The organism is Novosphingobium rosa NBRC 15208, from assembly GCF_001598555.1.
Classification (GTDB): domain Bacteria; phylum Pseudomonadota; class Alphaproteobacteria; order Sphingomonadales; family Sphingomonadaceae; genus Novosphingobium; species Novosphingobium rosa.
On record NZ_BCZE01000023.1, the window covers coordinates 55,879 to 68,887 of the forward strand.

A 13,009-nucleotide genomic window follows, 5' to 3' on the forward strand; every position below is an offset into this window, starting at 1 on the left:
TGTCACAGGGCGATTGAAGCGGTGAGCGAGACACGGCGCGGATCTCCGATCGAGATGAAATAGAGGTTGACCGCCGACTGGTAATAGGTTCGGTCGAACAGGTTTTTCACGTTGAGCTGGAAGCTGGTCTTCTTGCCCATGACCGGCAGATCATAGGTGACGAAGGCGTCGGCCACGACATAGGAAGGCAGGAAGAAGCTGTTGGCTGAATCCCCGGCGCGTCGCCCGACATAGCGCGGGCCCCCGCCGATGCGCAGGCGCCGCCCGCCCGCGATCCGCCCCAGATCATAGACCGCTGAAAGCGAGGCGGTGTTCTTCGCCACATTGGCCAGCTGGTTCCCGGCATAGAGCGGGTCTTCGGTGGTCCTGGCGTCGGTGTAGGCATAGCTGGCGATGGTGCTGAGATGGTCGGTGATCTGGCCGGCCAGATCCAGCTCCACCCCCCGCGAACGGGCGCGCCCGGCGGTGCGGTAATCTGTCAGGCCCGTCGCGGCATTGTACTGCGAGACGATCACATTGCGCTTGTCGATGTCATAGAGCGCCAGCGTGCCGGTGATGCGATGCGGAATCTCCACCTTCAGTCCGCCCTCGAACTGACGGCCACGCTCGGGCTGGAAGCTGGAATCCAGCACCAGGCCCGAAGACAAAGGCGCGATGGTCGAGGCCGGTTTCAGCGACTGGCTATAGCTGAAATAGGCCGAGGCAAAGCTGGTGGCCTTATAGACCAGCCCCGCGCGCGGCAGGAATTTGTCGCCCTCGATGTTGGTGTTGGCCACGAAGGGGCGGCCCTTGCCTGCCACCTGCCGGTAATGGAGGAAGCGGCCGCCCGCCACCACGATCCACTTGTCGCCCAGATGCAGCGTGTCCTGCCCGAAGAAGGAATAGTCGTGCAGATTGTCTGTCTGGTCGCTGTCGCTGGCCGAGACGGTGGTGGAGATGGGGTTGAGGCCATAGACCGGCTTGAGATAGTTGAAGCCCACGCTGGGTGTCTGGCGCAGCAGATCGCGGCGATAGATGCGGCGGTGTTCGTCCTCCACGCCGATCTGGATGTCGTTCCTGAGGCCCGCGACCGTCACCGAACCATCGACATAGGCCGTGCCGTAAAGATCGGTGCTGAGCGCGCCATTGGTGCCATCGTTGCTGCGCGTGACCGCGCCTGTGGTGGTGTTGACGCCCGCCACACGGAACTGGCCAGCATCGTAGAATTCGGCATTGTAGCTGCCGCTGAAATGGGCGGCCCAGCCATGGCCCAGCTGATGATCGATGGAGATCTGGCCCAGATGGGTCTGGCCGATCATCGTGTTGGAAGGTTCGTCCAGACGCTCGCGCGGATCGATGGCCAGCGGCTTGCCGGTCTTGCTGTCGATCGAGGTGCCGCGATCGAAAGGCGCGTTGTAGCGGCGGAATTCATACCACAGCACCACCTGCGTTTTCGGCCCGTACCAGGCGAGCGAGGGGGCCACCAGCGTCTCATGCCGGGCGCCGAAATTGCGCCAATAGGCTTCGTCATCCTGATCGACCACCAGGCGATAGGCCAGATTGCCCTTGATGGCCCCGGTGGTGTCGAGCATTTCCTCGGCGCCATTGCGGCCATGGGCATAGGTGTCGCCCGTGACCGACAGCATGGTGGCCGATTTCGTCAGCGGCTTCTTGCTGACGACATTGATCACCCCGCCCGGGTCCATGATGCCATAGAGCAGCGAGGAGGGCCCTTTCAGCACCTCCACGCTTTCCGCCGCCGCATTGAAGCCGCGTCCCTGCACCAGCGGCATGCCATTGTGCATGATCGATCCGTCACGATTGCCGCCGAAGCCGCGCTTCATGATGGTGTCCTGCGTGGAGGCCAGCGTGTTGCCCTGCGTGATGCCGCTGACATTGGTCAGCACATCGTCGAGATAGCGCGGGCGCTGATCGCGGATCACCTGCGCTGCCACGATGTTGACCACCTGAGGCACATCGAGCGCGCGGGCCGTGGAGCGCAGGGTCGAGGCATCGGGCGTGGGTTGATACCGATCATCGGCGCCGATCTGCACCTGTGACGCGCGGCCCGTCACCACGATCGTATCCTGCGGCGGGGGCGGTGTCTCGGCATGAGCAGGCACGGCATGCGCCAGCAGGGCCGATGAGGCGAAAAAGGCGGATTTGAACGACACGAAAGGTTCTCGCTTGGTTTAATTTTATGAGATAATGAGAGTCGATTGCATTATCATGTGGCGCCTAGCGAGATTGGCGGCTGGCGTAAAGCGCTTCCGGCAACATTGGGAATCTTTAACTTTTTACACCATGCGGATGCCACCTTGCCGGGCATCGGAGGTGGATCAGGTGCAGGCATGCCGCGCCGCAATGTTGATTTTTCCCAACTTGGCTCAGGCCAATCCGATGGCGTATCCAATTTGAGCATCGGCATTGTTGTCAATGTCGGCAGCGCATGCCCGTCTTGGGGCGCAAGAGGGCCGAGCGTGATGAAAATCCTCTTCCTCGAAGATGATGAACTTCTTCTCAACAGCCTGGTGCATGTTTTAGAAGAAGCACAACATACCGTCGAAACCTGTAAGTCAGGGCAAGATGCCATTTATCTGGCCGGGTCGCATGATTATGATGTGCTGATCTTTGACCGCATGGTCGAAGGCGTCGACGGATTGAAGGCCATTAAAATATTGCGGAGCATGGGCGTACAGACCCCGGCCTTGTTTCTTACGGCCATGACCGGCGTGGATGATCGCGTCGATGGGCTGGAGGCGGGAGCGGATGATTACCTTGCCAAACCTTTTGCCACGCGTGAGCTGCTCGCCCGGATCATGGCACTGGGGCGCCGCGCGACCTATGGTGAAACCTCGGCCTGTCTGACCGTCGGCGATATCGAGATCGACCGCTTGAAGCGGCAGGTCAGGCGTGGCGGGGCTCCTATTCCGTTGCAGGTGCAGGAGTTCAAACTGCTGGAGTATCTCATGCTGCATGCGGGACAGATCGTGACGCGCAGCATGTTGCTTGAGGGTGTTTGGTCCTATCACTTCGAGGTCAGGACCAACATCGTCGAGAGCCATATGAGCCGATTGCGCGCGAAACTATGCGTGGATGGAAAGCCGGACCCAATTCAGACGTTGCGCCGTATTGGCTATCGCTTCGATGTTATGGAGGCATGACGGCTATTTGAACAATCCTGCCGGCCAGCATTATTGCAGACCGGCAGGATTGATGGGACTCAGAACTTGATGTTGAAGCCGGCCAGCAGTGATGATCCGAACATCTCGCGCTGGATCACGCGGTTGGCTGAGCCTTCCGTCAACGTATGGGCGGTGTTGAGCAGATTACGCCCCGATGCATAGATCGAAACCTTGTCGGTTACGGCATAGCTGACGCTGACATCGGCGGAGAGGCGTGCCTCTGTATATTGATCCAGCGCACGGCTGGTGCTGACATAGAGCAGGCTGCGCCCCACATAGGTGACAGCGCCCCGGATGTTGAACTTGCCGTCATCCCAATAGAGCGCGGCGTTGTAATTGTCCTTCGAGGTGGAGGGCAGCATGGCATTCTCGCCTGCGCGGATCTGGGCCTTTGAATCCACATAGGTGTAATTGGCCGAAACGCCGAAATGGCCGAGCGGGCCGGGCAGGAAGCTGAGATGCTGATCATAGTTCAGCTCGAAGCCGCGCGCATGGGCATGCGCGATGTTGCTGTAGGTGACGGATTGCGTGGGCGTGCTCTGCGATCCCAGCGCGCCCAGGATCACCGGATTGGTGATGCCGCCATAGAGGGTGCGCCCGAAGATGTAGTTCGACAGCTCCTTGTCGAACAGGCCCAGCGAGACGATGCCGCCATGGGGCAGATATTGCTCCACCGAGAGATCGAAATTCTGCGAGGTGATCGGCTTGAGATTGGGATTGCCCGAAGTGACGATGTTGTTCGCCGTATCGATGGTCGCTGCCGGATCGACCTGGTTGAAGCCGGGGCGGGCGATGGTGCTGGAATAGGAAGCGCGCAGCACCAGATCCTTGCGCATCTCGAAACGCGCCTGAATCGAGGGGAAGACGTTGGTGTAGCTGGCCCTGGATGTCACCGGGATCAGCGTCGAGCCATTGTAGGTCGCCGTTTGCCCGCCGCGATCGGTGGTGGCGCTGGTGGAGTTGGTGGGGACGGTGGTGTTGCCGCTGTAGACCGCATCGGTATGCTCGATGCGCAGCCCGCCGATCAGGCCAAGGCGGCCCAGCTTCAGCTGCCCCTGCACATAACCGGCATAGACATCCTCGCGATTGTCCTGCTGCACGGCCAGGCCGCCGAAGCTGTTGGCGGCGTCATTGGTGGCGAAACCGGCGCCCGCGCCATTGGCCCACAGGGCGCGTACGGCAGGGATGCCGATGTTGGGCCCATCCGCGTAATGGTTCTGATAGTAATAGACCTGACCCGGCTCGACATAGGAGGAGAGCGCCGCGCCCGGCACGGCGGTGGAGGTGTATGGGTTGTAGACATGGGTGTTGGTGCGGCGGCGGAAGGCCACGCCCGCTTTCAGGTCTTCATGCCTTTCGCCGCCCAGCAGATGCGTCGGCAGCGTGGCATCCAGCCCGCCGGCCCATTCGCGGGTGCGATAGAGCTGGTTGTTGTTGGTCACGCCGGAGAGCGTATAGCCGCTGGTGTCAGCCGGATTGGCGCCCGAAGTCGACCAGCCGGGATAATTGTAATTGCGCTGATTGTAGGTGAAGCTGGCGCCCGAGGGCTTGGACGTGAAGGTGGTGATCGTATCATAGGGGCGATAGTCCCGGCCCTGCGCGTAGGAGCCGTGATAATCCAGCCGCAGATTGCCGATCTTGTTGTGGCCGCCCGCCGTGAAGACGTCGAGGCTCACCTGCTCCAGCATGTCGCGCACGCTCTTGTCGAACTGCTTGACCGGAGAGGTGATGCTGCCATCGGCGTTCTGCACCGATGTTCCGCTGGTCTTGATGACCATGCGGTCGCGGTCGACCTGCTCGTCGTAACCGGTGCGCAGATAGCGGATGAAGAGATGCGTATCGGGGTTGGGATCATAGGCCGCCTCGATCGCGCCGCCCTTGGTGGTGCGGTGGAAGCGGTAATAGGCCTGGGTGTAGCTCGACCAGCCGAGATTGGGCTGGCTGGCGGAATCGGAGAAGCTGGCGCGGCGGTCGTCATTGCCCAGCGCATCCTTGTAATAGGTCAGGCTGGCGACCACCGAGAAAGGCTTGTCATCGCCCGAACCGCCGAAGCGGAAACCGCCGCTGGCCGAGAGATCCACCACCGGCGTGTTGCGCGAGAACTGCACGCCTGAGCCCAGATGCAGGTCGAGAAAGTGGTTGCGCCCGGCGGGTATCGCCATGGGGGTGATCTCGATGGTGCCGCCCAGCGCCTCGGCGTCCTGATCGGGGCGGTTGGTCTTGGTGATGGTCATCGCGCCGATCATGCCGGTGGGAAAGGCGTCGAAGGCGAAGGCCCGCCCGCCGTTCTGCGGGGTCACCGGATTGGTCGGGGGCAGATGAATGCCGCCATAGGTGGTGGTGGTGAGGTCCGCGTCCAGCCCGCGAATGTTAACCCAGCGGCCTTGCCCGGTGTCCACCGCCAGAGAGGCGCCGGGCAGGCGGGCGATGGCCTCGCCCGCGTTGAGGTCGGGCAGGCGGCGCGCCTCGCCCTGGGTGATCGACTGGATCAGATTGGGGGCATCCTCCTGCGCTGCGCGCGAGGGGCTGTCGGCCTGCTTGCCCGAGACGATGATGGTTCCGGGGGCTGCCGAATCTGTGGCCGAGCCTGCTTCCTCCGCCCGGGCCTGGCCCGGCAAGGATGGAAGAGCCATGGCTAAAGCCAGAGCAAGAAAGGATATGTTGCGACCTGAATAAGCGCGCGACCTTTTGGACACGAGTTCCTCCGATTGTTCAGCCTGAGTGAAGGTGAGGAGGGAGGCGGTTTTTCTTTCCCCCTGCCGCTCGGAGGGCGCGATTAGAGGGGAAGAATTATGCGAAAATTATCGACGCGTCTGGCATGCCGGGAAATATTGTTAAATGTTTCCAACAATGATTTGTAACAATCTTGACTTGCATGACGCCTATCCACCCCGGCTTCTCGCGGGCGGGCGATGCGCCGGATCCCCAACGAAACAAGCCCCATGCAGGCATGGGGCTTGTCCGTTTTCGTCTGGCAGGACTGTCTTACCGCGTTTCGAAGATCTGCAGCGCGGCCACTTGTGCCCCCTTCTTCGGACGCATCACATAGAGCCGATGCAGCTTGCCGACATAGAGAGAGGTCTTGCCGACGAGCGCGGGATCGGTCTCCAGCAGCCGGGCCGCGCCATCCGCCGCCAGTTGGTAGCGGCTCATGCCGGTGTCGCCGGAAAAGTAGAGGATGCGCTTCTCGTGATCGAAGGACACGCTGTCGGCGGTTTCCGTCGCCGGGAGCGACTGGAGCGTTCTCCCGCTTCGCGCGTCGATCACCGTCAGGCGGCCCGGCTCACGCGATCCGGCATAGAGGCGCTGGCTGCCCGCATCGAAGGCCAGCGGCACGCTCTTCCTGAGCCCTTCGGGCCGCCACGTGCTGACTGCGCCGCTGTCAAGCTGCACCACGCCGATGGCATCCTTGTCACGCATGCTGACGAAGAGGCGCTTGCCCGCCGTATCGATCGCCAGTCCCTTGAGCACCAGCGCGGGCACCTGAAAGCTGCGCACCACCTCCAGCGTGTCGAGCGAGATGGCGCTGATGCGCGATCCCGTCGCATTAGCATCGCCATCGCGGCTGCTGACGTAGAAGATCCGCGCGGCGCTATCGAGCACGCCGGTGTCGGGCTTGGCGCCCACCGGGATGGTCTTGACGGGCTGCAAATCGGCGGTCAGCACCTCGACCGTGCCGTCCTTGCCATTGGCGAAGAGCAGATGCCCCCGCGCCTTGTCCAGCACGGCCTTATGCGGCGAAGAGGCCGGCACGCTTTTGAGCAGGGCGCCGCTCGTCAGGTCGAACATGTCCATGGCGTCGCCGTCCTCGGCGGCCACATAGAGCCGGTTGGCGGTGACATCGGCCACAAGCTGGTCCCAGTCGCCTTCGGGCATGGCGGGCACCGGCGTGGTCGAGAGCAGGCGATAGGGCGATGGGGCGGCCAAAGCCGCCGTGCCCTGCAGCAGCGCCATGCCCAGCGAGAGGAGAAGAAGCTTTTTCATAAGGTTGACCTTTCTTTAGAACTTGAAGTTGAAGCCGCCCAGAAAGGCCGCGCCCGAAAGCTGGTCCTGAACGATGCGCGCCTGCGACCCTTCACTCTTGATCTTGGCGGTGTTGAGCAGGTTGCGCGCGGCGGCGTAGATCGAGATGTTGTTGGTGATCGCGTAATTGGCGCCGATATCCAGCGAAAGGCGCTGTTCCAGATATTGGTCTGTGGCCTTGGTGGCGCCCACCGTCAGCAGGCTGGCGCCGTTGAAGGCCAGAGCGCCGCGCAGGCTGAACTGGCCGTCGTCCCAATAGGCGGCGATGTTGTAGATATGCTTGGAGGTGCCGGGCAGGCTGCCGCGTTCGCCAGCGCGGATTTCGCCCGAGGAGTCGATGTAGGAATAGTTGGCGGCAAGGCCCAGATTGGCCAGCGGGCCGGGCAGGAAGGTCAGATGCTGGTCATAGTTCAGCTCGATGCCGCGCGCCCAGGCATGCGCGGCATTGGCATAGGTGGTGACCTGCGTGGCCGTCGCCTGCGAGCCCAGCGTGGCCAGAATGACCGGATCGGTGATGCCGCCGTAGTTGGTGCGGCTGAAGATGTAGTTGGACAGCTCCTTGTCGAACAGGCCGACCGAGATGATCCCGCCTTTGGGGAGATAATGCTCGACGGAGAGGTCGAAGCTGTTGGCGGTGATCGGCTTCAGATTGGGATTGCCGGTGGAGACCACATTGTTGGCGACATCGATGGTTGCCGCCGGATCGATCTGGTTGAAGCCTGGCCGCGCGATGGTGCTGGAATAGGAGGCGCGGACAATGGTGCCGGGCGTCAGCGTGTAGCGGGCCTGAAGCGAGGGAAAGAGGTTGGTGTAGTCCGCCGATGAGGCCACCGGCACCAGCGTCGAGCCATTGTAGGTGGTCGTTCCGCCCGAGGCTGCCGAGGAGGTGTTCGGCACGCTGGTGTTGCCCTGATAGCGCGCCGATGTGTGCTCGACCCTCAGGCCCGCCAGCAGGTGAAGCTTGCCGAAGCTCGTCTCGCCCTGCACATAGCCCGCGACGACGTCCTCCCGATTGTCCTGCTGCACCAGCCCGCTGGCATAGGCATTGGCGGCGGCATTGGTGGCGAAGCCCGCGCCCGATCCGTTCTGCCACAGGGCGTTGACCGTCCCGACATCGATGTTGGGGCCATTGGCATAATGGGCCTGATCGAACAGGATGTTCTGCCCGGTCGCCGCGCTGGCCATGTTGACGGCCGGGACGGCAGTGGAGGCGTAAGAGTTGTAGACATGGGTGTTGGTGCGGTGGCGCGCGGCCAGGCCGACCTTGATCTTTTCGTCCGCGCTGCCGGTCAGCCGCGTGGCCAGCGTGCCATCGATCCCGCCCGACCATTCGCGAGTGCGGTAAAGCTGGTTGTTGTTGGTCACGCCCGACAGCGTGTAATTGGCCGGATTGTAGGCATCCGTGCCGGTGAAGGCATAGGTGGGGAAGGCGCCGCCCGCATTGCCATAGGTGATGCTGGTGTTCGCGGGCTTGGCGCTGAAGGTCGCCACCGTGTCATAGGGGCGATAGTCCTGCCCCTGCGCGTAGGAGGCATGATAGGCCAGCGCCAGATTGCCCAGCTTGTTGTGCCCGCCCACTTCGGTCAGATGCAGGCTGACGCGCTGGAGCATGTCGCGCACCGATTTGTCGAGTTGCTTGACCGATGAGGTGATGGTGCCATCGGCATTGGCGGCGCCATTGTTGCCCATCTTGATAGCGAACTGGTTGCGGACGACCTCTTCCTGATAGCCGGTGTTGAGGTAGCGGACATAGAGGCGCGTGTCGGCATTGGGCTCGTAGCCCAGCTCGATCGAACCGCCTTTCGTCTGGCGATGGAACTGGTAATAGGCCTGCGTCACGCCGGACCAGGCCAGATTGGGCGATCCGGCCTTGTCGACATAGGAGACGCGGCGGTCATCGGTGCCCAGCGCGTCCTTGTAATAGTTGATCGAGCCGACCAGCGTGAAGGGGCGATTGCCCTTTTCCCCGCCGAAGCGGATGCCCGCGCTGGCCGAGAGATCGACCACGCCCGTGCCGCGCGAGAATTGCATGCCCGATCCCACGCGGCCCTCGGCGAAAAAGTCGCGGTCTCTGGGCATGGTCTTGGGGGTGATCTCCACCGTGCCGCCCAGCGCTTCGGCATCCTGATCGGGGCGGTTGGTCTTGGTGATCGTCATCGCGCCGACCAGCCCGATGGGGAAGGCGTCGAAGGTGAAGGCGCGGCCGCCGCCCTGCGGGGTCACCGGGCTGGGCGGGGGCAGATGCGTGCCGCCATAGGTGGTGCTGGTGAGATCGGCATCCAGCCCGCGAATGTTGACCCAGTGCCCCACGCCGCTGTCCGCCGAAATGGTGACGCTGGGCATGCGGGAGATGATCTCGCCGGCGTTCAGGTCGGGCAGGCGGCGCGCTTCGGCCTGAGAGATGGTCTGGATGATGTTGGGTGCCGCCTCCTGCCGCTCGCGGCTGCTGGTGGCGGCATGTCCGGTGACGATGATATCGTTGGCGGTGGGCTGTTCGGCGGCATCGCCGGGTGCTTCTGCCCCTGTCGCGGCGAGGGCAGGGGCCGCCGTGCCGCTTAACAGGGCCGCGATGGCGAGCATGCCCGCAGTTGAGAGCGAGTGTCGCTTGAAGTGTCTGGTCATTGATCCACCCTTTTTTCAAGGCGGGTGGTGGGTTTGTGCCTGTTTTGCACCTGCGCCACCGGCCCGCAGTCAAATTCGGATGGCTCGATAGGGCGCGACGATTATGCCGGAATTAGATCGCAATGTTGGCAATAAGTAACATATTTCTGTCGTAAATCAGGAAATTTTGTCAAAAAATGGAAATATAAAGCAAGCACAGGCGTAACGTCTTAAGGATTTCTGAAGATTATACCCTATGCGCCTCTGTCTCGTCGAAGATGATCTTGCGATCGGATCAAGCCTGCACGCAGGCCTGCGCAGCTGCGGCTTTACCGTTGACTGGGTTCAGGATGGCGAGACGGCTGAGGATACGCTTCGTGTCACCGATTATACCACGGTCTTGCTCGACATTGGCTTGCCGGGGAAATCCGGACTGGATGTGCTCAATGCGCTGCGCAGCCGGGGCAATGACACGCCGGTGATCATCCTTTCCGCGCGCGACCGGGTGGCCGATCGCATCAACGGCCTGGATAGCGGCGCCGATGACTATCTGCCCAAGCCTTTCGATCTCGACGAGCTGACCGCGCGGATCCGGGCGCTGCGCCGCCGCCGGGGGGGGCGCACCAGCACGCTGATGCGCCATGGCCAGATCGTGTTCGATCCCGCGCGGCAGGCGGTCAGCTATCGCGGGGCCACCGTGTCTCTGCGCAGCCGCGAACTCGCCTTTTTGGCCGCCCTGATGGAGGAGCCGGGCAAAGTGCTGTCACGCAGCCAGTTGATCGATCGGGTTTACGGCTGGGATACCGACATTGAAAGCAATGCGGTTGAATTTCATATCCATGCCCTGCGTCAGAAGCTTTCGGCGGGGGCGATCCGCAACATGCGTGGCGTCGGCTATTTTCTGGCCGATGAGCCAGCCGCTTGAAGCCTCGCGTGCGACACCGGGCACTGTCGATCCGGCGCCGCCTGCTGCTGTGGCAACTGGCGTGCTTGCTGGGGGTGAGCTGCATCTTTATCGTATCGACCTATTGGATCGAGCGCGTGGGGATCGAACATCATCAAGATCTGCGCTTGCGCAAGATCGCGCTTGATATTCCCGACAGTCTCAAGCCTGACGATCTGCGCTCGATCAATGTCAAACTCTTCCATGGGCGTGACGATTTCCTGCTGCAGATCTGGCAGGGTGATCGCGAGATCTATCGTTCGACCATCGACCGGGAATTGCCCCGCGCCTTGCAACCGGGTTTCGGCTTGCAGGCAGTGCACGGCGAGGTCTGGAAGTTCTTTGTGCGGCAATCCGGGCCCTATACCATCCAGGTGTCGCAATCGCTGGATGAGCGCAACGCGCTGGCGCGGGAGCGGGCGCTTCATCTGATCGTGCCGCTTATCCTGCTGATCGGCGCCATCGCGCTGTGCACGCCGATTGGCGTGAATGCGGGTTTGAGGTCGCTTCACCGCATTTCCTCGGAGCTTGAGACGCGTCATCTTGATCGTTTGATCCCGCTCGACCCCCATGATGAGCCCGAAGAAATCCTGCCGGTGATCGAAGCCATCAACACGCTGCTGGCAAGGTTGGGCCAGGCGGCTGTCGTGCAGCAGCAGTTTCTTGCCGATGCCTCGCATGAATTGCGCACGCCGCTGGCGGGGCTTCAGCTTCAGGTGACGATGGTCGAGCAGGCGCAGAATCCCGCAAGCCGCAGCGAGGCGCTGGCTGCGGTGACGGCCAGCGTGAAGCGGGCGGGCCGCCTCGTCGAGCAACTGCTGACGACGTCGCGGCTTGATGCCGATCTGCCTGTTGCACGGCGTGAGATGGTGTCGCTCAACCAGATCGTGCGGGAGGCCATCATGCGTCTGGCTCAGATTGCCGAGGCGCGGCACATCGATCTGGGGTTGATACAGGACGAGGCCGCCTGGGTCCGTGGCGCTTATGACGAGTTGACGCTGCTGGTCGTCAATCTGATCGAGAATGCCATTCGTTACACGCCAAAAGGGGGGCAGATCGATGTGACCCTTCGCGGGCAGGGCGTGGAGGTCTGCCTTGTGATCGAGGATTCCGGTCCGGGCATTCCCCATGCCGAGCGCCAGCGCGCCTTCGATCGCTTCTATCGCGGGCGCGGTGTTGCGGCTGCGGGGAGCGGCCTGGGGCTGGCCATCGTCAAGCGGATTGCGGATCGCCATGCCGCATCGGTCAGTCTGGATGATGGAGCCTCGCTGGGTGGCCTGAGGGTCTATGTCGCCTTTGAACGCCATGAGCCTGATGAGACGCCCCCCTGCATCGCCTTGGCCACGCAGGGGGACGCTTCCGGATCAAGGCGGGGGATAGTGCGATGATCCGGAAACTGCTGATCCGGAAGCTGATGCTCCCACTCGTGCATCGCCTTGTTTATAGGCGGCTCTGTGTTGCCTGATGCTTGCCTGACTGTTGGAAATTCCCAACTTGTCTCAAGGTGGTTGGGCGCGCTTGTCTGACGGGGATTTCACCAGCGAGGCGCCTCATGAAACTCCTGCTCCTGGACGATGATCCGGATATCACCGGTTACGTTACGCGGCTCCTGGGCGCGGATGGGCATCAGGTCGATGCCACATCGCTGGGATGCGATGCCTTGTTTCTGGGAAAGTGCACCAGCTATGATGCGATGATTTTCGACCGCCAGCTTCCTGACTGCGATGGTCTGGACGTCCTGCGCGAGTTGCGAAGCGTCGGCGTGCCGACGCCGGTGATGATCCTGTCATCGCTGGGCGCGCATGGCGATCGATCCGAGGCCCGCGCGGCGGGCGCGGCGGATTATCTGCTCAAACCCTTTACGGGGGCCGAGTTTCTGGCGCGGATCCAGTGCCTTGGGCGCGCGCGAAGGCCTGGTGTGGTGGATGCCCCGATCATGGTGGCGGACCTTGAAATCGATCGCCGGGCCGGTGAGGTCAGGCGCTCTGGCCTGAGCATCGCCTTGTCGAGCCAGGAATACCGCATTCTGGAGTTTCTGGCGAAGCATGCCGGTCAGGTCGTGACCAAATCCATGATCCTGGAAAGGGTGTTCGGCATTTATTTTGCGCCTGCTTCCAATGTTGTTGAAAGCTATATGAATCGTCTCCGCTCAAAGATTGAAGGTGGCGCAAGATGTCCGATCATTCGACCGATCCGTAACATCGGATACAGTATCGAGCTGGCTAACTGACTTGATGCGCATCATGGCGATGACCACGATGATTGATGAAAGATTGGG

At 62.1% G+C, this 13,009-nt stretch carries 8 protein-coding genes; 4 read left to right on the top strand and 4 right to left on the bottom strand.

What is annotated here, in order from left to right; translation table 11 throughout:
- Positions 1-2: 2 nt before the first annotated feature.
- The gene (locus SR3_RS09455; RefSeq protein WP_084455273.1) at positions 3-2,153 is read right to left on the bottom strand and encodes a TonB-dependent siderophore receptor; all 2,151 of its coding nucleotides are present in this window, start codon (positions 2,151-2,153) and stop codon (positions 3-5) included.
- Between the two features lie 45 nt (positions 2,154-2,198).
- On the opposite strand from SR3_RS09455, the gene SR3_RS09460 reads away from it, so the two are divergent.
- On the top strand, positions 2,199-3,143 hold the full coding sequence (locus SR3_RS09460) for a response regulator transcription factor (RefSeq protein WP_245653841.1): 945 nt from the start codon (positions 2,199-2,201) through the stop codon (positions 3,141-3,143).
- Positions 3,144-3,202: 59 nt separating this feature from the next.
- Here the strand turns inward: SR3_RS09460 and SR3_RS09465 are convergent, their stop codons facing one another.
- The 3 genes from SR3_RS09465 to SR3_RS09475 form a co-directional block, all read right to left on the bottom strand.
- Positions 3,203-5,797: a TonB-dependent receptor gene (locus tag SR3_RS09465; RefSeq protein ID WP_084455275.1), complete on the bottom strand. Its 2,595-nt coding sequence runs from the start codon at positions 5,795-5,797 to the stop codon at positions 3,203-3,205.
- 352 nt (positions 5,798-6,149) lie between these two features.
- A complete protein-coding gene (locus tag SR3_RS09470; protein ID WP_068084340.1) occupies positions 6,150-7,148 on the bottom strand; it encodes a YncE family protein in 999 nt (332 codons plus the stop codon).
- Between the two features lie 15 nt (positions 7,149-7,163).
- On the bottom strand, positions 7,164-9,809 hold the full coding sequence (locus SR3_RS09475; protein ID WP_084455277.1) for a TonB-dependent receptor: 2,646 nt from the start codon (positions 9,807-9,809) through the stop codon (positions 7,164-7,166).
- A 235-nt stretch (positions 9,810-10,044) separates the two neighbouring features.
- Between SR3_RS09475 and SR3_RS09480 the strand changes: the two genes are divergently transcribed.
- From SR3_RS09480 to SR3_RS09490, 3 genes are all read left to right on the top strand, one after another.
- The gene (locus SR3_RS09480; protein ID WP_068084346.1) at positions 10,045-10,713 is read left to right on the top strand and encodes a response regulator transcription factor; all 669 of its coding nucleotides are present in this window, start codon (positions 10,045-10,047) and stop codon (positions 10,711-10,713) included.
- Positions 10,714-10,721: 8 nt separating this feature from the next.
- Positions 10,722-12,119 (top strand): ATP-binding protein, encoded by a 1,398-nt coding sequence (locus tag SR3_RS09485; protein ID WP_169805597.1) that lies wholly within the window; start codon positions 10,722-10,724, stop codon positions 12,117-12,119.
- A 164-nt stretch (positions 12,120-12,283) separates the two neighbouring features.
- Positions 12,284-12,961, top strand: coding sequence for a response regulator transcription factor (locus SR3_RS09490; RefSeq protein WP_068084353.1), 678 nt, complete (start codon positions 12,284-12,286; stop codon positions 12,959-12,961).
- Positions 12,962-13,009: the final 48 nt, after the last annotated feature.